Below are 22088 nucleotides of genomic sequence, written 5' to 3'. Positions count from 1 at the left end.
GTTTTTCAGCTTCAGTTCTGGGCAGGGCTGGCGGCGGCCAAGGCGTCGACGTTCCCGGGTGGCATGCCGAGTTCGGCCAGGATCTCGCGGGTGTGCTGACCCAGCGTCGGGGCCGCCCGGCGCGCACGGGGCCGCTCGCCGACCGCGCCGATCACGCTGCGCGGCAACGTCAGCGGCCCGGCGACCGGGTGCTGCAGCTTCTCTGCGAGTGCCGCTTCGAGGAAGGGCGCGGACTGCGCCACCTCGGCATAGTTGTTGATGGGGCCGCAGATGATGTCCACCGCCGAGAACTTCTGCAGCCAGAAGGCGCGGGGGTGCGCAAGCATGCGCGCCTCGAGCAGGCCCAGCAGCGCCTCGCGGTGCTGCAACCGGCGCCTGTTGTCGGCGAAGCGCGGATCGGACGCCAGCTCCGGCGCACCGATGGCCGCGCACAGGGCCTGCCACCGTGCAGGGTGATAGGCCGCCACCATGATCCACCCGTCGGCACAGCGCAGGGCCTCGTTCGGCGTCGAGTACGGTGCGGCATGTCCTTGCGGTCCGGGCACTTGGCCGTCCGCGAAGTAGGACGCGAAACTCACGTGCTGAAGCGCGATCGCACTGGCGAACATGCTGGCTTCGACGTGCTGCCCGAGGCCCGTGCGTTGCCGGTCCGCGAGGGCGGCCAGAACCGAGATGGTCGCCAGCGACCCCGTGATCAGGTCGACCACCGGCACCGGGACCTTGCACGGCTCTCCATCGCGCGCGCCGGTCACGCTCATCAGGCCGCTCACGGCTTGCAGCACGCCGTCGACACCCGGCAGATCCTTGCTGGCGCCGTGCTGGCCGTATGCCGAGACCGAGCAGTAGATGAGACGCGGGTTGCCGGCGGACACTGCGGCGTAGTCCAGCCCGAAGCGCGCCATCACGCCGGGCCGGAAGCTCTCCACCAGGACATCGGCCTGCGCGATCAGCGCCCGCGCCGCCTGCTGGTGGTCCGGCTGCTTGAGGTCCAGCACGATGCTTCGCTTGTTGCGGTTGAGCGCCAGGAAGGCGACACCCTCGCCATGCAGCCAGGGCGAGAGGGCGCGCGAGAGATCGCCCGCGGGCGCTTCGACCTTCACCACGTCGGCGCCCAGATCGGCCAGGCATAGCGTGCAGGTCGGCCCGGCCATCACCTGGGTGAAGTCGATCACTTTCAAACCGCTCAAGGCATTGGCGAGCATGCGACCTTCGGCATTGTTGGGTTGTCCATGGAGCGCGTTGCGTCGCTAGACCGACGGCCCGCCGAGGCTGCGCCCGCCGCAGACGTACAGAAGCTGTCCCGTGACGTAGCTCGAGCCGGGTTCCGCGAAGAACCGGACGGCGCGGCCGATGTCCTGCGGCTGCCCGATGCGCTCCATCGGCACGGTCTTGTGGAGGTTCTGCCGGACCTCGTCGGTCAGCGTCTCGAACAGCGGCGTCTCCACGATGCCCGGCGCAATGGCGTTCACGGTGATGCCCTTGCGCGCGTATTCGAGCGCCAGCGAACGTGTCAGGCTCACCACGGCGCCCTTGGAAGCGGCGTAGGCGGCCTGCCCGCGATTGCCCAGCCATGCGCGGGAGCCGATGTTGATGATGCGTCCGAACCGGTTCTCCGCCATCTGCGGCAGGACCGCCTTGGCGCAGATGAACTGGGAGTCGAGATTGACCTCGATCACCCGGCGCCAGAACGCGAGATCCATCTTGGAGACCAGCCTGTCGCCGCCGATGCCCGCGTTGTTGACCAGGATGTCGATGCGCGCGTGGGATGCCAGGAGCCGCGCCACCGCCGCCTCCACCTCTTCCACCGCGCTGACATCGACCTTGAAGGTCTTCACGTCGACGCCTTCGCTGGAAAGGGTTTCCTCGGCCTCCCGCAGGGCGGCTTCGTCGAAGTCCCACAGGGCGATGCGGCATCCCGCCTCCGCGAGCTCGCGCGCAATGCCGAAGCCGATGCCCTTGGCGCCGCCGGTCACGACGGCCACGAGGCCTTGCAGCGACGCGGGTGCGGTTGTAGTTGTCTGGTTCATGCTGGTAGCGCTCAAAGCGAAAGAATGTTGATCGCGCAGGCGGCGTGGTCCACGCCCCAGATCCCACCGCCCGTCACCTGCGTGAGGCCGATGCGCGCGCCCTGCACCTGCCGCGCGCCGGCCCGGCCTTGCAGTTGCTCGCACACCTCCACCACCTGTGCGACGCCCGTCGCCCCCGGAGGATGCCCCTTGGCGATAAGGCCGCCACTCGGGTTGACCGGCACACGCCCGCCCAGCGCGGTCGCGCCGCTTTGCAGCAGACTCGCCGCATCGCCACGGCGGCAGAGACCCAGGGCCTCGTAATAGAGCAGTTCGGAAATGGTGAACGCGTCGTGCACTTCCAGCAGGCTGAGATCCTGCGGACCGATGCCCGCCTGCTCATAGGCCAGCCGGGCGGCACGCGCCGTGATCTCCGCCTCGGTCATGTCGACCGGCGCGGTCTCGAACAGGCCGGACTGCACCACCGATGCCAGCACGCGAACCGGCCTGGCGACGCCCTTGGACGGCTTGGTGCTGAGCACGAGGGCTGCCGCCCCGTCGACCACGGCCGGGCAGCACTGGAGCAGCGTGAGCGGCTCGGCCACGGGGCGGGACGCCAGCACCTCCTCGCGGCTCGCCAGCTTTGCGAACTTGGCGATGGGATTCAAGGCCCCGTGCTTTCGGTTCTTGACGGAGATGTCCGCCAGCGTCTCCAGTGTGAGGCCGTGGTCGTGCATGTACCGCCTGGCGCGCATCGCGTACAGGGCGGGCATGATCATGCCGCGCCTGTTGTTCCAGTCGTTCTGGCTGAGCTGCAGCGGCCCGCCGCCGAGGCTGCTCAGGTGGTCCATGCCGAATACCAGCACGGTGTCGTACTGGCCGACCTTGAGCGCCTGCAGCGCGAGGTTCAGCGCCGTGGCGCCGCTGGAACAGGCGTTGTCCACGTTGTAGACCGCGCCGCCGCCGACATGCAGTGCGCGCAATGCACGTTGTCCGGCCAGCATGGCTCCGAGCGCGTTGCCGCAGTAGAACGCCTGCACCTCGGAGAGCTGCGTGCCCGCGTCGGCCAGGGCTTCAAGAATGGCCGCCTGCGCCATGGCCTCCTCGGTCAGTTCGGGAAAGCGGCCGAAGTCCGTGATGCCGACGCCGGTGATCAATGGTTGCTTCATGACGCATCACTCCTGGAAGGCATAGTCGGGCGTGCCGTCCGGCAGCGCGAAAGGCACCACCCGCAGGCGGCTCCCGATGGCTGGCGCTCGCGCGCCGAGCAGCAGCCGCCCGAAGGCACGCACGCCGGGCCCGAAGTCGACCATGGCCAGGCCGTAGGGCTGCTTTTCCTTGCCGGGATGAACGATGGTGAAGCTGTAGAGGGAGCCCGTCGGCCCGAGTTCGATCGCTTCGACCGTCTGGTCGTTGTGAACGAATTCGATCGGCGGGAACTGGGGTGGCTGACCTGCCACGCTCGTCGCGACAAGCAGCATGCCGCCGGGGGTTTCACGGAAGGGGGATTCCGTTCGCTTGATGATCTTCAAAAGGTGTCTCCTGTTCGCGTGGAGTTCGCCACAGCGCCAGGAAGTATCGGGACCCGTGCGCCCGCGGTCACTGGATTTATGTTCGGCATTCTTTAGCCACGCTAAAGCGTGCAGAACATGCAGTCCTGCTAAAGAGAAGCGAGAAATACTGAAAGGACCACTCGCGGACGGCCATGCATACTGAGCCGATGAAAGAACAAGTTCGCGTCCCGGTCACCCTGATGCGTGGTGGCACCAGCAAGGCAGTGTTTCTCTCGCAGCAGGATGTTCCCGCCGATCACGAGGCGCGCCTGCGGTTTCTGCTGGCGTTGTTCGGCAGTCCCGATGTGCGTCAGATCGATGGCCTCGGCGGCGCCGACATCCTGACCAGCAAGTGCGCCATCATCGGACCGCCGTCGCGCCCGGACGCGGACATCGACTACACCTTCGTGCAGATCGGCATCGATCAGCCCACCGTGAGCTACGAGATCGTCTGCGGCAACATTTCCTCGGCCACGGGGGTCTATGCGTTGCAGCAGAAGCTGATTCCCGTGCAGGAACCGGTCACCCCACGTTCGGGTGCACAACACCAACACGGGAAGGATCCTCCGGATGGCCGTGCAGTGCGCCGATGGCGAGCCGCGCGTCGAGGGCGACAGCGAAGTGGATGGCGTGCCCGGCACCGGCGCAGAGGTCGCGCTGGATTACTCGGACACCAGCGGCTCGACCACCGGCAAGCTGTTGCCCACGGGGCAGGCGCGCGATTGGGTCCGCGTCTCGAAGCTCGGCCGTTCGATCCCGGTCTCGGTGGTCGATGTCGGCACGGCGTGCGTGTTCATCCGCGCGGTCGATCTAGGCATCACCGGCACGGAGCTTCCCGGACAGCTCGGCCCCGACATCTACGAGATGGCCGAAGAGGTGCGGCGCTGGGCCGTCGAACGCTGCGGACTGCCATCGTCGGGAACTCTGACGCCCTACCAGATCCTGATCAGCGAAGCGCAGGACTATCGAACCATTGCCGGTGACCGCGTGGTGCAGTCGTCGGAGGTGGACTTCGTGGCGCGCATGGTGCTCAACGGCGGGGCGATGCACAAGGCGTTCCCCGGCGGCGGCTCGGTCTGCCTTTCCGTGGCGGCGCAGATTGCGGGGACGGTTCCGGCCGAAGCGCGCGGCACGCATGCCGGACCGGCGCGCATCCGCATCGGTCATCCGAGCGGGGTGCTCAAGATCTTCGCGAACGTCGAGCGCGCGGGCGAGAACGGATGGACGGTCCGCGAAGTGCACTTCACGCGCACCGCGCGGCGATTGCTCGACGGCACGGCGTATGTGCGGCGATCGCGTCTCGAAGCGACCGGCCCGGACCTCTCCCCGCGCGTGAACACCACGGCGGCGGCCTTGCCATGAGTGCCGAGGATCTTTTCTCGCTGCGGGGCCGCACGGCGCTCATCACCGGCGGCTCGCGTGGCATCGGCCGCATGATCGCCGAGGGGTTTCTGGAGCGCGGCGCGCGCGTCTACATCAGCGCGCGAAAAGCCGCGGCGTGCGACCGGGCCGCGCAGGAACTCGCCAGCACCGGCCATTGCGTATCGCTGCCGCACGACGTCTCCACGACGGCCGGCTGCCGGGCCTTGGCCGAGGCCTACGCCCGGCACGAGCCGACGCTGGACATCCTGGTCAACAACGCCGGCGCGGCCTGGGGAGAAGACTTCGACACCTTCCCCGAAAGCGGCTGGGACAAGGTGATGGATCTGAACCTGAAAACGCCCTTCTTCCTGACGAAGGCGCTTTCCGGACCGCTGCGGGCTGCGGCGAAGGCACGCGTGGGAAAGATCATCAACATCTCGTCCACCGATGGCATCGGGCTCAATCCGCAGGAGAACTATTCCTACGTCGCGAGCAAGGCGGGCCTGGTTCATCTGACGCGGCGGATGGCGATGCGTCTGGCGCAGGACAACATCGCAGTCAGTGCCATTGCACCGGGGGCATTTCCATCCGAGATGAACCGCAACGCCCGCGACCACGGAGAGGCGCTGTCCGCGCACATTCCCGCCCGGCGCATCGGCACATCCGACGACATCGCGGGCGCAGCCATTTTCCTGGCCTCGCGCGCGGGCGACTACGTGATGGGCGCCACGCTGGTGGTCGACGGCGGTGTGACCCATGCCCGCCCCTATCGCTGAGGCCGGTGGGCACGCTTCATCCGCCAGCCAGCAGCCGGTCGTTGACGTAGGTGGCAGGCGGCTTGCCAAAGGCCTTCTTGAACATCGTGATGAAGGCCGACGGCGACTCGTAGCCCAGGTCGTAGGCGACCTGCTGGACGGTCGCTCCGCCCGATAGCTCCCGGAGCGCGACCAGCATGTGCAACTGGCGTCGCCAGCGTCCGAAGCTCAGCCCGGTCAACGATGTGCAAAGCCTGTTCAATGTCCGCTCGCTCATGCCCAGCTGGCGGGCCCAGTCCGCCTGGGTACGGCGGTCGGACGGATCCCGCATCATGGCGCGCGAGACCTTTCTCAGCCGCGCATCCTGCGGCATGGGCAGAGAGATCTCTTCCGTCGGCATCGCACAGAGCTGGTCGAGCAGCACATGGGCCAGGCGGGCCGTCGGCCCGCCGGCGTCGTAGGAGAGCGGCTGCCCCGCCAGGTACTGAATCATCTCGCTGAGCATCGGGCTGATGCGCAGGGTGCAGCAATGGGCAGGCAACGGCGCAGCATCGGGCGCCACGAACAGATAGAAGATCACGGCGTTCGCCGTGCCGTGATTGCTGTGCGGCGTCCCGCCCGGAATCCACACGCCCGCCTGCGGCGGAACCATCCAAAGCGCACCGGGGACGCTGCAGGAGACGGCGCCGCGCAGCGCCATGACCAACTGCCCCGACCGGTGCGCGTGGACCGGAATCTCCCGCTCGCGCGCCTCGACATCCACGCGATGGACCATGACGGGCACCGATGGTTCGTAGTCCAGGTCGAGGCTCGCGCCCGACGATGTGCGACCTGAACGCGTCATGCTGGATGACCGAAAAAAGAAATCATTTGACCAAGTTTCCAATTTTAGTCTTGCCCGCCGGCTTCTAGCATCGACGCATGCAAATGATTCGCAACACGATCGGGGCCGGAGCGGGCCGGATCGCCGGGGGCGCAGCATGACCGCGCTGCCTTGTTTCTCCCGCCAGGAGTGGCTCTTCTCCCTCAAGAGCTTTGCGGGGGCCATGCTCGCGCTGTACCTGTCCAGCCGCTTCGGGCTGCCCCGGCCCTTCTGGTCCATGATGACCGCGTACATCGTGGCCCATCCCCTTGCCGGGCATGTGCGCTCGAAGTCGCTCTACCGGCTGGGGGGCACGGTGCTGGGATGCGCGGCCGCCGTGGTGCTGGTGCCTTCGCTGTCGGCATCGCCGGTGCTGCTGTCGCTGGCGCTGGCGCTCTGGGTGGGCATGTGCCTTTACCTGTCGCTGCTGGACCGCAGCGCGCGCTCCTACGCCTTCATGCTGGGAGGCTACTCCGCCGCACTGATCGGCTTTCCGCTGGTGGACGCGCCGGCGGCGATGTTCGACACCGCCATCGCTCGCGCCGAAGAGATCGGGCTCGGCATCGTGTGCGCCAGCCTTGTGCACAGCATTGTCTGGCCAGCCGGCCTGGCGCCCTCCCTGCTCGGGCTGATCGACCGCGCACTGGGCGACGTACGGCGATGGGCGGGCGATCTGCTCGGTTCCGGCGTCGACGCGGAGGCCCGCGAACGGCTGGCGCAGGACAGGCGGCGGCTTGCGGTCGACATCACCCAGCTGCGCCTGTCGGCCACGCACGTGCCTTTCGACACCGGCAACCTGCGCTGGACCCAGGGCGCCGTCAGAGACCTGCTCGACCGCCTCGCGGCATTGACGCCTTCGCTGTCGGCGCTGGAGGACCGACTCGAAGCCCTGCGCGAGGCCACCGGCAGCGTGCCCGACGACATCGCCCGCGCCATGACGCGAAGCGCTGCCTGCCTCGATGCCGACGCGCCGCGCGCATCGGACGACGTGCGCATCGCTTTTCACGCGCATGCCGCGGACCCGAGGAACGCGTCCTGGGTGCGCGCCCTTCACATCGACATGGCCGTCCACTTCGATGCGCTGGTCGCGGGATGGCGGCGGTGCAGGGCGCTGCGCGCCGACATCGCCGCCGGCCTCGCCGGCCACGCGTTGCCGCTGCGGCGAAGAGCGGTGCCACGCCCGCCCGTCCTTCATGTGGACAAAGGCCTGGCGATGCGCTCCGCCTTCACGGTCGTGCTTTCCACCTGCGCCGCATGCGCGGCGTGGATTCTCAGCGGGTGGCGCTCAGGCTCCTCGATGGCCATGGCGGCGGCGGTCTTCTGCAGCTTCTTCGCCACGCTGGACGACCCCGTGCCGGGCATGCACAAGTTCCTCGTCGCCCTGCTGTGGTCGCTGCCCGTGTCGGCTTTCTACGTTCTCGGCGTCATGCCGCTGGCGCAAGACTTCGTCATGCTGATGCTGTGCATCGCGCCCTTGTTCCTGGTCGTGGGCGGCTACCTCGCGCGTCCCGCCAGCAGCCTCACGGCACTGGGCATGTTCTTCGGCGTGGCCGGCACGCTGGCGCTGCACGACGTCGGGAGCGCCGACTGGGTCGGCTTTCTCGAGGGCCAGCTGGCCATCATCGCGGGCGCACTCATTGCAGGGCGCATGACTTCCATCGTGCGCAGCGTGAGCAGCGAATGGAGCGCGCAGCGCATCCGCAGCGCCACCTGGCGCGACCTGGCGGAAATGACGACCCGGCCCGCAAGCGCGCGCTCGTACGGCGCGTCCGCCGGCCGCATGCTGGACCGCATCGCCCTGCTGGTTCCGCGCACGGCTGGCGCCGCCGGAGCACAAGGCAGCACTGCGGCGGGGCTCGCACTGCGCGAACTCCGCATCGGCGCCAGCATTTCCGTCCTTCAGCGGCATCGGCACTTGCTGCCCGACGCGCTCTCGCGCCACTTGCTGGCCGATCTCCGTCGCAGCTTTCTCGCCCGAGCCAAGGGATTTCCGCCACGACACGAAGCGCTGCTGCCGCAGATCGACAGGCTGCTGGTCCTTTCGCTCGCAAGCACCGCTTGCAAGCCCGCAGTCACGGCGCTGGTGGGGCTGCGCAGAGATCTCTTTCCTTCAGCGCCTACCGACCTGCAACCATGATCGAAACAAGCCTCTTCGGCGTCTACGTCCCCAGCCTGCTCCTGTTCGCAGGCGGCGCAATGGCTTGCGCCTGGTGGGTTCGGCGCCTGCTGTCGCTGCTCGGCGTCTACCGGTGGGTATGCCACCCGCCTCTGTTCGATCTGGGCCTGTACGTCCTGTTGCTCCATGCCTTGATCCGATTGGCCTCTGCCATTTCCGTCTGAACGCGTTCGCTGCTCTGCTGCCCCGACCATGAAACCTGAATCCGTCCGTCTTCCCGCCTGGATCTCACGCCAGGCCCCTTCCCTTTTGCGCCTGCTGCTGACTGCGCTGGTCGTTGCGGCCGCCTGCTGGGCCGCCCTGCAACTCTGGGACCACTATGAACTGTCGCCGTGGACCCGCAACGGCCGGGTGCGTGCCGATGTCGTCCAGGTGGCGCCCGATGTGTCCGGCATGGTGGCCACCGTGGCGGTGCGCGACAACCAGTCGGTCGTGGCGGGCGAGCTGCTGTTCTCGATCGACGAAGCCCGCTTCATGCTGGCCCTGCAGCAGGCCGAGGCCGCAGTCGCCGCCCAGCAGATCGCCATCGACAATCAGCGGATCGCGCTGGCCCAGGCACAGCGCGAGCGCCGCCGGAACGACGAACTGCAGAGTCTGGTCGCGCAGGAAGCGCGCGAACAGTCCGCCCTGCGCGCCGAGCAGGCCAAGGGCGCGCTGCGCGCCGCCGAAACGGCGCTGCACCAGGCGCAGGTCGCGCGCGACACCGCGCGCCTGAACGTGCAGCGCACGAAAGTGCGCGCGCCCGCGGCGGGACGCGTCACCAATCTCGATCTGCGCCAGGGCGCCTATGCAACGGCTGGCCACCCCGCGCTGGCGCTTGTGGCCGCCGACTCGATCTACGTCGAGGGCTACTTCGAGGAAAACAAGCTGTCGCGCATCCGCCTGGGTGACCGGGTGCGCGTGACCGCCATGAACGGCCCCTCGCTTGAAGGCGAGGTCGACAGCATCGCCGCGGGCATCGGCGACCGCGACCGCAGCACCGGTGCCAACCTGCTGCCCACCGTGAATCCGACATTCAACTGGGTGCGGCTGGCGCAGCGCGTTCCGGTGCGGGTGAAGCTGGATCCGCCGTCGGCCGACGTTCACCTGGTCGTGGGCCAGACCGTCTCCGTCGAGGTGCTGGGTGCCCGGGGAGGTTCCGCCGCCACGGCTGCCGCTCGCGTTCAGGCGCCGCGGACATGAAGCTTCCGTTCGTCTTCGCGCTGGCAGCGACCGCCGCGTGCGCTCTCCTGGGTGGCTGCGCGCACCGCCCCGCAGGCCCCGACTACGTCGCCCCGGCTCCGCTCGCCGCCCGGCAGGCTGCGTCCACCGGACCCTTCCTCTCCGGCGGCGCGGCCACATCGGACGCAGAGATGCCCGCGCGCTGGTGGCGCCTCTTCGAGGACCCCGAACTCGACGGCCTGATCGCCCGGGCCTTCGAACACAACACCGACCTGCGGCAGGCCCTGGCCACCTTGGAGCGTGCAACGGCGCTCGAAGCGGAGGCCCGCGGAAGCGAACAGCCATCGATCACCCTCCATGGCGGCCCGAGCTTCGGTCATGTCACGGGCTTGTCCGTGCTGCAGCAGGACCGTTCGCCGCCGAGCCGGCACAGCTACGGCATGGGCGTGGCCGTGTCCTATCAACTGGACCTGCTGGGGCAACTGCGCCGTACCGTCGAAGCCGCCGAAGCCGACACCGGCGCCGCGCGCGCCGCGGTGGACCTGGTGCGCGTGGCCGTTGTCGGCGGAACGGCACAGACATATGCCGCGCTGTGCGCCAGTGGTCGGCAGTTGCGCGTGGCGCGAGCATCCGTGCGCCTGCAGGAGGAAGCACTTGAGCTTGCGCTGCGGCTGCAGCGCGCGGGCAAGGCCGGCACCATCGATGCCGCGCGTGTGCGCGCGCAGCTCGAGAACCTGCGCGCCGCCATCACCCCGCTGGAAGCCCGGCGCCGGCAGTCGCTCTACCGGCTCGCCACGCTCACGGGTGCGGCGCCGCGCGACTTTCCCGATGCCGTCAGCGGTTGCGAGCAGCCTCCGCGCGTGGCCGGACTGCTGCCGGTCGGCGACGGCACCGCACTGCTCGCCCGGCGGCCCGACGTGCGGCAGGCCGAACGAAGCCTCGCGTCCGCCACGGCGCGGATCGGTGTCGCGACGGCCGATCTCTATCCCAAAGTGAGCTTGGGCCTGTCATCGGGATCGGCCGGCTTTCTAGCCCGATTCGCCAATCGCGAGACCTTCAGCTACAGCCTCGGGCCGCTGATCAGCTGGTCCTTTCCCAACACCGGGGCCGCGCACGCGCGGATCACCCAGGCCGAAGCAACGGCTCGCGGGGCTGTCGCGCGATTCGAGGGCACCGTGCTGACTGCGTTGCGAGAGGCCGAAACCGCGCTGGACGCCTACGCCCGCGAGCTCGACCGCCATGCGGCGCTCACCGCCGCACGCGACCAGAGCCTCACCGTGGCCGAACATGCGCGCGCGCTGCTGGCCAGTGGAAAGCTTGGTCAGCTCGATGTCCTGGACGCCCAGCGCACATTGGCCTCCCACGAGGCCGCCCTGGCCGCTTCGGACGCGCAGTTGGCAGCCTGTCAAGTCGAGGTCTTCATGGCCCTGGGCGGCGGCTGGGAGGACGGCCCGGCGGCGGCGCCCCGATGAGTGCCGAGCGCACGCATTCACAAGGCCGCACGCTGCGATGGACAGGATGAAGATGGAAGGTTTCGAGCTTCTCAGGACTTTCGTGGAAGTCGCCTTCCAAGGCAGCTTCTCGCGCGCGGCGGGCAGGCTCGGCATCTCGAAGGCGAGCGTGAGCAAGCACGTCGCGACACTGGAGTCACGCTTCAATGTACGTTTGCTCAACCGCTCGACGCGTTCGGTTTCCCTGACTGACGCTGGTCGCCTGCTGCAGGCGCGATGTGCGCCCTTGATGGAGATGATCGAGCAGACCACCAGCGAACTGCAGGCACGCGGCTCGCACCCCAGCGGCCGCCTGGTGATCACGGCGCCCCACGGGATGGTCCAGACCGCATTTCCGCGCCTGCTGGGCGACTTCCTCACATGCCATCCCGACGTGCAGGTCGACCTGAAGCTGAGCAACCGCACGATCGATCTGGTCGAGGAGGGCGTGGACATCGCCCTGCGGTTCGGGCGAATTGGCGACGAGAACCTGATCGTGCGGCGCCTGCGCCGGATGGGGCTGACCCTTTGCGCCACGCCGCGTTACTGGGCCCGGCGCGGCATTCCGGTGCAGCCTGACGACATGCGAAAGCATGATGTGCTCGCATACTCGGTCACGGCGGGGCCGCCGCAGATCACATTCGAAGTCGGCGGCAAACCCTACAACGTGCCCATCCGGGGACGCATGGACGCCAACGACGCCAGTGCGCTGATCGGCGCAGCGCTGGCGGACATTGGCGCCGTATGCGTTCCCGACCTGCTCGCGCAGCCTTACGTGGAAGGCGCGCACCTGGTCCCGGTTCTTCAGGACTTCATGCCCAGCGACATCTGGCTCTATGCAGCCTACACACAGCACCGCCAGAACAGCGCCGCGCTGCGTGCACTGCTCGCGATGCTGGAGGTCCGCATGCGGGACAGCAACGCCCGCCAGCAATCAGCTGTTCGAAAATACACTAACGGTAAGGGAGCTTAAGACCCTTCGCGCGATCAACCCGCGCGGCGCCTCCATCGCACGGCAGGCCAGCATGTCATCCCAACGACGGCTGCCGCCAACGCGGACCTGCCGATAATCCAGGCCTTCCGAGCATCCGAACGAAGCGATTCCCGTTGAGCGCCGCAGACTTTCTCTTTTCCCCGAGCGTGCAGAAGATCGTGCAGGTCGTCTACGCGGCCCCCGAGCATCCTTTCCCGGCCGATGAACTGGTACGGCAGACCAAGCTGACGCCCGACGAGGTCGAGGGCACGCTCGAGCACCTCATCGCGAGCGGCATGCTCACGCGGCTGAAGGCCGCGGCGGACCAGCCTGCGACGGTGAGCGCAAACCGCGACTTCGTCTTCTACCGCGAGCTGCGCAGCATCGCGCTCAAGTCCTTCGCCGCGGGCGAGCCGATCCGCGCGATGCTGCGTTCGAAGTTCAAGGATTCGGTAGTGCGCGCCTTCATCCTGGGCGAGGACGAGGACCACATCATCGAACTGCTCGTGGTGCACGGCGCGTCGACGCCCGACGCGGCGGCCATGGCGGCCGCCTGCCGCAAGCTGTCGAAGACGCTGCTGCGGCATCTGCAGGTGCACGTGATCCCGCACGCGCGGCTCGAGCGGCCGGCGCCGGGCGATGCGCTGATCGCGAAGCTCGCCTCCCCTGCCGCCTTCGAGATCATCGCGACCGGCGACACCAAGGCGCGGCTCGCCGGCGAACGCGTGGGTCTGCTGCAGAGCGCGAGGCGGAAGCTCGCCGCGCTTGCGCGGCCGCGGAACGATCGCTGAGACGCCGCTCTCTCCGTGCCTGACAGGCGCAACCGCATCTGGTCATTGCCGCACCCGACTGCTGTCCGTAGACTGGCCGCCTTTGTCCGCGAAGGAGACCGCATGTCCAAGCTTCGTTTCAGGATCTCGATGTCGCTCGACGGCTTCGTCGCAGGCCCCGACCAGAGTCTCGAGCAACCGCTCGGCGTCGGCGGCGAACGGCTGCACGAGTGGGTGTTTCCGCTCGAGGCGTGGCGGCGCCCGCATGGCCTCGAGGGCGGCGTGGTGAACGAGAGCACGCCGGTGATGGAGGAAGAGCTGAGCCACATCGGCGCGACCATCATGGGCCGCAACATGTTCGGCGGCGGCCCGGGCCCGTGGAATACGGCCTCGCCCTGGAATGGCTGGTGGGGTTCGAATCCGCCGTTCCACCATCCGGTGTTCGTGCTCACGCATCACGCGCGCGAACCGCTGGTGATGGAAGGCGGCACGCGCTTCGTCTTCGTCACGGAAGGCATCGAGCATGCGCTCGCCCAGGCCCGGCGCGCCGCCGACGGCAAGGACGTGGCGCTGGCCGGCGGCGCGCAGGCCGCGCGGCAGTACCTGCGCGCCGGCCTGGTCGACGAGATGCAGCTTCATCTGGCGCCCGTGCTGCTCGGCGCCGGCGAACGCCTGTTCGACCATGCCGATGCCCTGCGCGGCCTCACGCTGGCGAAGGCGACGCCGGCACCGGGCGTGGTCCATCTGAAGTTCACGCGCGGCTGAGCCGAAGGCGCCGGCGGCGATCGCTGAACACCGCACGGCCTGTCGGCGCAAGACCACACGGCCGTGCGCCGTCTGTCCTCAAATCCGCCGCGTGCGCACGCTTAGGGTCGGTTCATTCCCCAGACATCAGGAGTGACCCCATGCCCACACCGACGACCGCCGCCACCACCGCCGAGCACCGCAAGCTCTGGGAGCTGATCAAGGACACGCGCTACGGCATGCTCACGCACCGCCATGCCGACGGCCAGCTGCACAGCCACCCGCTGACGACGCAGAACCGCGAGGTCGAGACGGTCGCGACGCTGTACTTCTTCGTGCCGAAGGACGGCGACATCGCGCGCCATGTCGCGGGCGATCCGGTGGTGAACCTGGCCTATGCCAACACCGATGCGGACAGCTACGTGTCGATCTCCGGCGAGGCCCGGCTCGACGACGACCAGGTCCGCAAGGAGGCGCTCTTCAACACGGCCGCCAAGGCCTGGTTCCCGGCCGGGCCGACGGATCCGAACCTGGGGCTGCTCGCCGTGCGGGTGCTCGAGGCCGAGTACTGGGACGTGGACCACAGCAAGATGGTGCAGCTCTACAAGATGGCCAAGGCCGCGGTCACGGGCGAACCGCCGACCGACATGGCCGAGCACCGCAAGCTGAGCGTCTGAGCTCAGGCGAGGAACGCCTCGCCCTTGCGCGTCCGCTTGCCTTTGAGCATCGCCTGGTCGGCGCGATCGAGCAGCTGGGCAGCCTCGTCCTCAGGCGTGGCGAGCACGACCCCGACGGTGGCGCCGAGACGGACCGCGACATGGTCGGAAAGTTCGGCCGGGCGCTCCAGTGCGCGGAGCACGCGTTCCACCACCTGGCGCCATTCGTCGCCGGCCCAGGAGGTCAGTACGAGCACGAACTCGTCGCCGCCGATGCGGGCCGCGGTGTCGCCGGGTCGCAGGTTGGTCAGCAGCCGGTCGGCCACCACCTTCAGTGCCTTGTCGCCCGCCTCGTGGCCGTAGGTGTCGTTGATGCGCTTGAAGCCGTCCATGTCGAGGTAGCACACAGCCACCTGCGTCCGATCGCGCCGCGCGCCGGCCAGGGCGCGGTCGAGGCGGTCGGCCAGCAGGAGGCGATTGGGCAATCCGGTCAGCGCGTCATGGAACGCCGCGTGCGTCAGCCGTTCGTGCGCCGCCTTGGCCGCGGTGATGTCGATCGCCAGCACCAGCGACTGCGCGGCGGACAGCCGCACCGCACCGAGGTCGACCCACAAGGGTTCGCCGTCCTTCCTGCGCATGAGCGCCTGCGTCCGGAACTGCCGGCCCTCGGGGAGCGCATCGATCCGGCCGCAGAGGTCCTCCTGCGCGTGTTCGCTGTCGTGAAGGACGGCGACCGGCTGGCCGGCCAGCTCGCCGGTTTCATAGCCGAACAGCCGCTCGAACGCCGCGTTGCGCCATGCGAAGGTCCGGTTCTCGATCTTCGCCATGCCGACGAGGTCGCTCTCGAGCATCGCGTTCTGCTCACGCAGCAGGCGCTTGACGTGGGTGACGTCCCTGCCGGAGGAAAACACCAGCAGTGCGCCGCCGATCAGGGAGGCGCGCATCTGCAGTTCGACGTCGATGATGCTGCCGTCGCGGCGGCGATGCTGGACCTCGACGCGCTGCCGGCTGCCGTCCTTCAGGCCCCGCAGCCAGGCGGCGATGCGCGCCTCGTCCTGGTTGGCATCCCAGGTGGAGACGTGCCGGCCCAGCAGCTCCTGGCGCGACCAGCCGAGCATCTCGGCGAACGAGTCGCTCATCTCGATCAGCCGGCCCTCGTGGTTGACGATGTGGATGCCGTCGCCGGCGATGCGCAGCAGCGTCTGGGTGCGCTTGCTCTGGTCGACGAGCTCGTGCGCGATCTGCGTCTGGCGCAGGCTCGCGCGGTACACCAGCCATGTGGCCACCGCGACCAGCAACCAGGACAGCACCGCCAGCAGCGAGACCGTCCAGGCCTGCCGCGTCCAGGCCTGCAGGAAGCGGCCATGGCTGATGCCCGCATAGACCGTGAACGGCCATCCCTCGATCGCCCGGTAGGCCGTCGTGCGAAGTTCGCCGTCCAGCGCGACGCGCGACTCGAAGGCACCCTTCTGCGGGCGGCTGCGCACCATCTGCCTGAGCTCGTTCGACACCTCGACGCCGCCCACCTCGCCCTGTACGGCACTGCCGGGCGCATGGCGCGCGACGAGACGCAGGTCATCGCGGCGCAGCGTGATCGCGTCGCGCGCCTCGGAGCCGTAGCCGCTGAACAGCTGCTGGAACCGGTCGGCGAGGATGGACACGTAGAGCACCCCGCCGAACTGGTCGTCGAACCAGACCGGCCGCGCGAACACCATCACCCAGTTGCCGGTCTCCCTCGATCGCAAGGGGCCGGCCGTGACCGACGCGCTCCGGTCGCCCTCGCGGGCACGCTGGAAGTATTCACGGTCGGAGACGTCGAGGGCGTCGTCCGGCGCCTGGGCCGCGCTCCAGCGCACCATGCCGCGCGCATCCGTCAGGCGGAATGCCTCGGCGCCCTTCATGAGCCTCTGGCGCCGCGCGAGGAGGTCGCGGATCAGGTCGTCCGACATGGCACCCGAGGCCTGCAGGCGCTGCAATTCCTCGACGGTGGTGCGAAGGACGGCGTCCGCCAGGTTCAGTTCGCTGCCGATGTTCGCCTGCGCCACGCCCGCCAGGCCTTCGGCGGTCGTGCGCGCCTGGTCGTGGTAGGAGCGCTTGGAGGACTCGAGGGCGGAATGGACCAGCCCCCACAGCAGCAGCGCCACCGCCAGATCGGCCGCGACGAGCAGGCCGGCGAGCCGCCGCTGCCTCCGGGAGAGCCGTGCCAGAAGGGCCTGGGGGTTGGTGAGCGGCATGGGACGGTTCGGGATCGGCCGCGACTTTGCTCTCGTCGGCGGCCCGCGGGGGACTCCGCCGAGCGATGGTACGGCAGAACGCTGCCCGGCCCCTGCCACGCCGGCGCACCGGCCGGAGACGGCGGCACGGGGCATCCGCAGATGAGGACTTCAGTTTTCGGTTCCGGCTGCCGATATCCGGATGTCGCACCTTGCGTTGCCTGGCCGCGCGACGCCCGCCCCCTGCGGGCCCCTGTCCATGCGTCTTCTTTCCTGAAAGCAAAGCGATGAATCTTCGGAATCTCAAGATCGGTGTCCGCCTCGGCGGCGGTTTCGCGGCCATGCTGCTGCTCATGGCCTTCATTGCCGGCATCGGCATCCTGCGGCTCAACGCGGTGGCGGCGTCGACCTCCGCCATGGTCGAGGAGGCGCTGGTCAAGGAGCGCCTGGCCAACAAGTGGGCCAACCTGCTCGGGCCCAGCATCGTCCATTCCTTCGGCCTGGCCAAGGCCACCGATCCCGAGAACGAGGCCTATTTCAAGAAGCACCTCGGCGAGGGCGTGGCCTCGATCAACCCGGTGCAGCAGCAGATGGACAAGCTGCTCACCCAGCCCGAGGAGCGCAAGCTGTTCCAGGCGGTCGCCGACGCGCGCAAGCTGGTGCTCGAGCACCTCGGGACCATCAACAAGCTCAAGGCGGCCGGCGACCCGGCCGCCGCCAACAAGCTCGCCGACACGCAGTACCAGGCGGCCCTCGTCGTCTACAAGGATGCGGTGCAGCAGATCGCCGAGGCGCAGCGTGCACGGATCGACGTGATGGCGCAGGAGATCCAGCAGAACCACCGCAGCGCGCGGCTGATGCTGGTCGTGCTGTCGGCCGTGGCGGTGCTGCTCGGCGCGCTGTTCGCGTGGCGGCTCACGGTCGGCATCGTGCATCCGATGCGCGACGCGGTCGCGCTGGCACAGAAGGTCGCGGCGGGCGACCTGAGCGCACAAGTGAGCGCAGACTCTCGCGACGAGGTCGGCCAGCTGCTCGCCGCGCTGAAGACGATGAACGACAGCCTGCACAAGGTGGTGGGCGAGGTGCGCAACGGCACCGACACCATCGCGACCGCGTCGAGCCAGATCGCCTCGGGCAACCAGGACCTCTCCTCGCGCACCGAGCAGCAGGCCAGCTCGCTGGAACAGACGGCCGCCTCGATGGAGGAGCTGACCTCGACCGTCAAGCAGAACGCCGACAACGCGCGGCAGGCGAACCAGCTGGCGGTCTCGGCCTCGGAAGTGGCGCTGCGCGGCGGCAGCGTGGTGAACAAGGTGGTCGGCACGATGGATTCGATCAATGCCTCGTCGCGCAAGATCGTCGACATCATCGGCGTGATCGACGGCATCGCCTTCCAGACCAACATCCTGGCGCTGAACGCGGCCGTGGAAGCGGCACGCGCGGGGGAGCAGGGGCGCGGCTTCGCCGTGGTGGCCTCGGAGGTCCGCAGCCTGGCGCAGCGCTCGGCCGCGGCCGCCAAGGAGATCAAGGCCCTGATCGACGATTCCGTGGGCAACGTGGAGGCCGGCAGCCAGCAGGTGGCCGAAGCGGGCCGGACGATGGAGGAGATCGTGACCAGCGTCCAGCGCGTGACCGACATCATGGGCGAGATCACCGCCGCCACCCAGGAGCAGACCACGGGCATCGAGCAGATCAACCAGGCGATCACGCAGATGGACCAGGTCACGCAGCAGAACGCGGCGCTGGTCGAGCAGGCGGCCGCCGCGGCGGCTTCGCTGCAGGAACAGGCCGGCAGCCTGTCGCAGGTGGTGCGCGTCTTCCAGCTCGGCGGTCCGCAGGCTGCCTACGCCTGAGGGCGTGGCTGCTGTCCTGGCCCTCTAGAAGAGCAAGCACTCACCTTTCGCCGCCGGGACGGCGGCGAAGCGCTACATCCCCGCCACGCCCTGGGCCAGCGCGAAGTCCAGCAGCACGCGGTCGGAGGGCTCCTCGGGCCAGGTGGCCTGGGCCAGCCAGCGGTGGAAGGTGGTGGCCGCGATGCGGCTCGCGGGCCCGTCGCGGCGCCAGGCGCGTGCGATAGGCGCCGCGATCGCCGGCAGCCGCTCGGCCTCGAAGCGCGCGCGCATCTCGGCCTGCATGGCCTCGGGCATCTCCTGGTAGAGCGCCCTCGCCTTCTGCATCCGGTCGTTGTCCCAGAGCTCGCGGATGCGGTGCATGCGGTCCTGGCTGTCGAGCGCCGGGGCGGGCCGCCCGCCCGCGGGTGACGGCAGGCCGCTGCCGGCCTCGGCCGGCTCGGGCGCGCCCTTGACTCCCGCATAGCCCTTCTTGAGCGCGTCCTTGAAATACGCCGCCGGCGACTTCAGCGACGGCAGCGCCTGGCTGCGCAGCCGCTGCTCCACGTGGTCGAGCGTGGCGCGCAGCTGCCCTTCGTCGGTGGTCGCGTACAGATCCTGCGCTTCCTCCTGCTTGAGGCCGAGCGCGACGAGCTTGGCCACCAGCTCGAGGTCGAACACGTTGCGGCTCGGGTCGTCGGCCGCGCCAAGGCGCTGCTGCATCTTCGGCACCACCCGGAACTGGATCTCCTCGATGCGCCGGCCGCGCTTGTGCTCGATCAGCTCGAGGCTGAAGTCCTCGCACAGCGCCTCGATCTCGGCCAGGGCCTTGCTGATCACGTCGCGCTTGAGGAAGCGGTAGTCGACCTCGGTGATGTCGCTGCGGCCGGTGAGCACCGCGGCCCACCAGAGCACGTCCTCGCGCATCGACAGGCGGCTCGGCGACGTGAGGTAGCGCGCGCCGATCTCGTACAGCACGGCGGCCGGGTAGCTGCGCATCTGGGCGCTGATCTCGAGCAGCACGCGCGTGTACTGGTGCGGCTTGACCAGGCGCTCGCGGATCTCCTCCGGATAGCGCCAGGTGATGGTGCACGGCCGTCCCCTGCCCTGCTCCTCGATCGACACCGTGCCGAGCAGCTGGGACGACACCCAGCGCTTCAGCCCCGCACCGCTGGTCGACCATTCGATGGTGGTGGCCTGCATATCGCGCAGGTGGGACTTGAGCAGCTCGGTGTTGTTCGAATTGAAGCGTGCGTCGCCGATGAGTTCGCTCAGCGCGAGCTTGTAGACCGGCTCGTCGACGCCCTGCTTCTGCGAGTGGTAGAGCAGCGCGTTGTAGATGCGCCGCGACAGCAGCGTGAGGCGGCCGCGCTTCGGACGGATGGCGATGGCCTCGTTGGCCTTCGCGACGCTCTGCTCGTCCGAGACGGCGGGCGGCTTGGGCGGCGGTCGCGGAGCTTCGCCCTCTTCCATGGGTACTTTCGGGAGATCTGTGGCTTCACATCATGCAGCGGATTTGTGAAACGGTCAATTCACAGATTCACGCGGGGTCGTCTTGAGTCATTGAAGAGAAACACTTGGGAGATTGAAGAATTGACGGTCAGGTTTCTTCAATGGTGGCAGGTACTTGGCGCTGGAACTGTGAGCGGCGGTGGGAATGTGTGTGAGAAGCTTTGGGATCGAATGTGAGAACGAAGGGGATTCCAGCGCGCTTTATGTGCGAACGGAGGGGAATTGACGTGAGTGGATAAGGGGCGCGGCGCTTCCACGGCACGGCTGGGCGGCCGGCAGCGCGCCCGCACCCCCCGGCGGGCCCGGTTGCACGCCGTCGCGCGCCCCTGCCGGCCTGTCCAAGTGGCGCTTCGGCACCTCGCGCGCCCAGAAATCCCAATCCTTCTCACCTTGGTCCCCAAGGACTCTCACAATCGCGTGGTGCTTTGCGCGACGATTCTTCGTGGTTCTTGTCCATTCGACGGATTCTCATAGAATGGCCGGATTCCGTCTAACAAGGCAATTTTCTATGGCGTCGCCCACCCCTGCCACTGCTGGAAACCAGGTTTCCACGGCCCCCCTCCCCGTCCCGCTCGCGTCGCCCCCCCGCGCGCGGATCGACATGCCGCGGATCGCCGCGCTGGCCACCCGGGCCGGCTCGATGGTCGAGCAGATCCGGGGCCGGCTGCTGGCGCCCGAGGCCAGGAAGATTCCGCCCGTCTACTCTACCGCGCAGCTCGCTGCGCTGTGCGGCGTGGACAAGGCCCATGTGGCCTACCGCATCACCAAGGACGATCTGCCGAGCGGGCGCCTCACCCCGGCGGGCGGCAAGCGCAACTTCGAGCTGACGGAACTGCGCACCTGGACCCGCACCTACCGCGCCGACAAGATGCGGCCCGCCGGCAAGAAGGCCTTCACCATCGCCGTCGGCAACTTCAAGGGCGGGGTCGCCAAGACCACGACGGCGATGGTGCTCGCGCAGGGCTTGAGCCTGCGCGGCCATCGCGTGCTCGCGATCGACACCGATCCTCAGGGCTCGCTCACCACCCTGCACGGCCTGCTGCCCGAAGCGGAGATCAGCGAGGACATGACCATCGCGCCGCTGTGCGACGGCAGCCAGTCCGACATCCGCTACGCGATCCGCTCCACTTACTGGGACGGCCTCGACCTCGTGGCCGCAGCGCCCTTCCTCTTCTCCGCGGAGTTCGCGCTGCCGGCGCGCCAGATGCAGGAGCCCGGCGCGCGCTTCTGGGACGTGCTCAATGCCGGCCTCGAGAGCGTGCGCGATCTCTACGACGTGATCGTCATCGATACCCCGCCCTCGCTGTCCTACGTGACGATCAACGGACTCTGGGCGGCCAACGGCATCATCGTGCCGGTCCCGCCTTCCGGGCTGGACTTCGCCTCGTCGGCGCAGTTCTGGTCGCTGCTCGCCGACCTCGGCGGCAACCTCGACGCGCAGAGCGGCGAGCGTGCCGGCAAGGCCTTCGACTTCCTGCATGTGCTGCTCAGCCGCGTCGATCCCAGCGACCCGGCCACGCCGGCGGTGCGCCAGTGGATCCAGGCGACCTACGGCGAATACACGCTGCCGGTGGAGATCCCGAAGACCAGCGTCACCAGCAACAAGGCCGCGGAGTTCGCGACCGTCTACGACGTGCAGAAGTACGAAGGCGCCGCCAAGACCTACAAGCGTGCCGCCGACGCCTACGACGCTTTCGTGGACCTCGTCGAGCAGTCCGTGGTGAGCAGCTGGGCCGACAAGGCGGAGGCGCAATGACCCTCATGAACGATCCTTCGGTCCTGGCCGCCGTGCTGTGTGGAAACCAGGTTTCCAGCCGCGGCCCGCAGTGCGGCAGCGGCCGGGCAGGGCAGGGCGACCGCCGAGCCGCCACCTGGAAACCAGGTTTCCACCGCAGCCCCGGCTGGTCCGTGGAAACCAGGTTTCCACACCGCCAGGCGCCGCACTGCATCAGCAAGGCGCGCATTCCGGCCACGCAGGACGCGTGGAAACCAGGTTTCCACCGCCAAGGAGTCTCCAATGGCTAGT

The 22088-nt window shown here is 68.6% G+C and carries 20 protein-coding genes and 1 pseudogene; 14 read left to right on the top strand and 7 right to left on the bottom strand.

What is annotated here, in order from left to right; all coding sequences use genetic code 11:
- Positions 1-11: 11 nt before the first annotated feature.
- The 4 genes from M2165_RS00105 to M2165_RS00090 are packed head-to-tail and all read right to left on the bottom strand — an operon-like array spanning position 12 to position 3538.
- The gene (locus tag M2165_RS00105; RefSeq protein ID WP_280812627.1) at positions 12-1202 is read right to left on the bottom strand and encodes a CoA transferase; all 1191 of its coding nucleotides are present in this window, start codon (positions 1200-1202) and stop codon (positions 12-14) included.
- A 45-nt stretch (positions 1203-1247) separates the two neighbouring features.
- Positions 1248-2027 carry an SDR family NAD(P)-dependent oxidoreductase gene (locus M2165_RS00100; protein ID WP_280812626.1) on the bottom strand — a complete coding sequence of 260 codons (780 nt, stop codon included), beginning with the start codon at positions 2025-2027 and terminating at the stop codon, positions 1248-1250.
- Between the two features lie 11 nt (positions 2028-2038).
- The gene (locus M2165_RS00095) at positions 2039-3175 is read right to left on the bottom strand and encodes a thiolase family protein (RefSeq protein WP_280812625.1); all 1137 of its coding nucleotides are present in this window, start codon (positions 3173-3175) and stop codon (positions 2039-2041) included.
- A gap of 6 nt (positions 3176-3181) precedes the next feature.
- Positions 3182-3538 carry an OB-fold domain-containing protein gene (locus M2165_RS00090; protein ID WP_280812624.1) on the bottom strand — a complete coding sequence of 119 codons (357 nt, stop codon included), beginning with the start codon at positions 3536-3538 and terminating at the stop codon, positions 3182-3184.
- Between the two features lie 173 nt (positions 3539-3711).
- On the opposite strand from M2165_RS00090, the pseudogene M2165_RS00085 reads away from it, so the two are divergent.
- The 3 genes and pseudogenes from M2165_RS00085 to M2165_RS00075 all read left to right on the top strand — a co-directional run.
- Positions 3712-4020, top strand: a pseudogene (locus M2165_RS00085) (PrpF domain-containing protein); the annotation flags it as partial.
- Between the two features lie 109 nt (positions 4021-4129).
- Entirely contained in the window at positions 4130-4921 is a 792-nt protein-coding gene (locus tag M2165_RS00080; protein ID WP_280812623.1) for a PrpF domain-containing protein, read from the top strand.
- Positions 4918-5697, top strand: a complete 780-nt coding sequence (locus M2165_RS00075) for an SDR family oxidoreductase (RefSeq protein ID WP_280812622.1) — start codon at positions 4918-4920, stop codon at positions 5695-5697. Before M2165_RS00080 ends, M2165_RS00075 begins: the two co-directional genes overlap by 4 nt.
- Before the next feature lie 16 nt (positions 5698-5713).
- Here the strand turns inward: M2165_RS00075 and M2165_RS00070 are convergent, their stop codons facing one another.
- Positions 5714-6451, bottom strand: a complete 738-nt coding sequence (locus M2165_RS00070; protein WP_280813144.1) for a helix-turn-helix transcriptional regulator — start codon at positions 6449-6451, stop codon at positions 5714-5716.
- Positions 6452-6656: 205 nt separating this feature from the next.
- Here M2165_RS00070 and M2165_RS00065 point away from each other — a divergent pair, with 205 nt between their 5' ends.
- From M2165_RS00065 to M2165_RS00030, 8 genes are all read left to right on the top strand, one after another.
- Positions 6657-8675: an FUSC family protein gene (locus M2165_RS00065; protein ID WP_280812621.1), complete on the top strand. Its 2019-nt coding sequence runs from the start codon at positions 6657-6659 to the stop codon at positions 8673-8675.
- Positions 8672-8878: a DUF1656 domain-containing protein gene (locus tag M2165_RS00060; protein WP_280812620.1), complete on the top strand. Its 207-nt coding sequence runs from the start codon at positions 8672-8674 to the stop codon at positions 8876-8878. The genes M2165_RS00065 and M2165_RS00060 overlap by 4 nt, the downstream gene beginning before the upstream one ends.
- A 28-nt stretch (positions 8879-8906) precedes the next feature.
- A complete protein-coding gene (locus tag M2165_RS00055; protein WP_280812619.1) occupies positions 8907-9896 on the top strand; it encodes an HlyD family secretion protein in 990 nt (329 codons plus the stop codon).
- Positions 9893-11347 (top strand): TolC family protein, encoded by a 1455-nt coding sequence (locus M2165_RS00050; protein ID WP_280812618.1) that lies wholly within the window; start codon positions 9893-9895, stop codon positions 11345-11347. Before M2165_RS00055 ends, M2165_RS00050 begins: the two co-directional genes overlap by 4 nt.
- Positions 11348-11384: 37 nt before the next feature.
- Complete coding sequence (locus M2165_RS00045; RefSeq protein ID WP_348541036.1) at positions 11385-12338, top strand: LysR family transcriptional regulator; 954 nt, start codon at positions 11385-11387, stop codon at positions 12336-12338.
- A 134-nt stretch (positions 12339-12472) separates the two neighbouring features.
- Positions 12473-13129: a hypothetical protein gene (locus M2165_RS00040; RefSeq protein ID WP_280812617.1), complete on the top strand. Its 657-nt coding sequence runs from the start codon at positions 12473-12475 to the stop codon at positions 13127-13129.
- A 102-nt stretch (positions 13130-13231) separates the two neighbouring features.
- The gene (locus tag M2165_RS00035; RefSeq protein ID WP_280812616.1) at positions 13232-13873 is read left to right on the top strand and encodes a dihydrofolate reductase family protein; all 642 of its coding nucleotides are present in this window, start codon (positions 13232-13234) and stop codon (positions 13871-13873) included.
- Between the two features lie 140 nt (positions 13874-14013).
- Complete coding sequence (locus M2165_RS00030; RefSeq protein ID WP_280812615.1) at positions 14014-14529, top strand: pyridoxamine 5'-phosphate oxidase family protein; 516 nt, start codon at positions 14014-14016, stop codon at positions 14527-14529.
- A 2-nt stretch (positions 14530-14531) separates the two neighbouring features.
- On the opposite strand, the gene M2165_RS00025 is transcribed toward M2165_RS00030, so the two are convergent.
- Entirely contained in the window at positions 14532-16742 is a 2211-nt protein-coding gene (locus M2165_RS00025; protein WP_280812614.1) for a diguanylate cyclase, read from the bottom strand.
- Positions 16743-17008: 266 nt separating this feature from the next.
- Between M2165_RS00025 and M2165_RS00020 the strand changes: the two genes are divergently transcribed.
- Positions 17009-18574: a methyl-accepting chemotaxis protein gene (locus M2165_RS00020; RefSeq protein ID WP_280812613.1), complete on the top strand. Its 1566-nt coding sequence runs from the start codon at positions 17009-17011 to the stop codon at positions 18572-18574.
- A 72-nt stretch (positions 18575-18646) separates the two neighbouring features.
- On the opposite strand, the gene M2165_RS00015 is transcribed toward M2165_RS00020, so the two are convergent.
- Positions 18647-20023: a replication initiation protein gene (locus M2165_RS00015; RefSeq protein WP_280812612.1), complete on the bottom strand. Its 1377-nt coding sequence runs from the start codon at positions 20021-20023 to the stop codon at positions 18647-18649.
- A gap of 640 nt (positions 20024-20663) precedes the next feature.
- On the opposite strand from M2165_RS00015, the gene M2165_RS00010 reads away from it, so the two are divergent.
- Positions 20664-21818, top strand: a complete 1155-nt coding sequence (locus tag M2165_RS00010; protein ID WP_280812611.1) for an AAA family ATPase — start codon at positions 20664-20666, stop codon at positions 21816-21818.
- Positions 21815-22087, top strand: a complete 273-nt coding sequence (locus tag M2165_RS00005) for a hypothetical protein (RefSeq protein ID WP_280812610.1) — start codon at positions 21815-21817, stop codon at positions 22085-22087. Before M2165_RS00010 ends, M2165_RS00005 begins: the two co-directional genes overlap by 4 nt.
- The last annotated feature ends 1 nt before the right edge of the window (position 22088 follow it).

The organism is Variovorax sp. TBS-050B, assembly GCF_029893635.1.
Lineage (GTDB): Bacteria > Pseudomonadota > Gammaproteobacteria > Burkholderiales > Burkholderiaceae_C > Variovorax.
This window is presented reverse-complemented; position numbering and strand designations above follow the sequence as displayed.

Bases quoted from the DNA above. Each gene is read 5' to 3' on its own strand.
- M2165_RS00060 (WP_280812620.1), top strand. From the start codon at position 8,672: ATGATCGAAACAAGCCTCTTCGGCGTCTACGTCCCCAGCCTGCTCCTG.
- M2165_RS00095 (WP_280812625.1), bottom strand. From the start codon at position 3,175: ATGAAGCAACCATTGATCACCGGCGTCGGCATCACGGACTTCGGCCGC.
- M2165_RS00105 (WP_280812627.1), bottom strand. From the start codon at position 1,202: ATGCTCGCCAATGCCTTGAGCGGTTTGAAAGTGATCGACTTCACCCAG.
- M2165_RS00010 (WP_280812611.1), top strand. From the start codon at position 20,664: ATGCCGCGGATCGCCGCGCTGGCCACCCGGGCCGGCTCGATGGTCGAG.
- M2165_RS00025 (WP_280812614.1), bottom strand. From the start codon at position 16,742: ATGCCGCTCACCAACCCCCAGGCCCTTCTGGCACGGCTCTCCCGGAGG.
- M2165_RS00045 (WP_348541036.1), top strand. From the start codon at position 11,385: ATGGACAGGATGAAGATGGAAGGTTTCGAGCTTCTCAGGACTTTCGTG.
- M2165_RS00015 (WP_280812612.1), bottom strand. From the start codon at position 20,023: ATGGAAGAGGGCGAAGCTCCGCGACCGCCGCCCAAGCCGCCCGCCGTC.
- M2165_RS00055 (WP_280812619.1), top strand. From the start codon at position 8,907: ATGAAACCTGAATCCGTCCGTCTTCCCGCCTGGATCTCACGCCAGGCC.
- M2165_RS00030 (WP_280812615.1), top strand. From the start codon at position 14,014: ATGCCCACACCGACGACCGCCGCCACCACCGCCGAGCACCGCAAGCTC.
- M2165_RS00065 (WP_280812621.1), top strand. From the start codon at position 6,657: ATGACCGCGCTGCCTTGTTTCTCCCGCCAGGAGTGGCTCTTCTCCCTC.
- M2165_RS00035 (WP_280812616.1), top strand. From the start codon at position 13,232: ATGTCCAAGCTTCGTTTCAGGATCTCGATGTCGCTCGACGGCTTCGTC.
- M2165_RS00080 (WP_280812623.1), top strand. From the start codon at position 4,130: ATGGCCGTGCAGTGCGCCGATGGCGAGCCGCGCGTCGAGGGCGACAGC.
- M2165_RS00050 (WP_280812618.1), top strand. From the start codon at position 9,893: ATGAAGCTTCCGTTCGTCTTCGCGCTGGCAGCGACCGCCGCGTGCGCT.
- M2165_RS00075 (WP_280812622.1), top strand. From the start codon at position 4,918: ATGAGTGCCGAGGATCTTTTCTCGCTGCGGGGCCGCACGGCGCTCATC.
- M2165_RS00100 (WP_280812626.1), bottom strand. From the start codon at position 2,027: ATGAACCAGACAACTACAACCGCACCCGCGTCGCTGCAAGGCCTCGTG.
- M2165_RS00020 (WP_280812613.1), top strand. From the start codon at position 17,009: ATGAATCTTCGGAATCTCAAGATCGGTGTCCGCCTCGGCGGCGGTTTC.
- M2165_RS00070 (WP_280813144.1), bottom strand. From the start codon at position 6,451: ATGGTCCATCGCGTGGATGTCGAGGCGCGCGAGCGGGAGATTCCGGTC.
- M2165_RS00005 (WP_280812610.1), top strand. From the start codon at position 21,815: ATGACCCTCATGAACGATCCTTCGGTCCTGGCCGCCGTGCTGTGTGGA.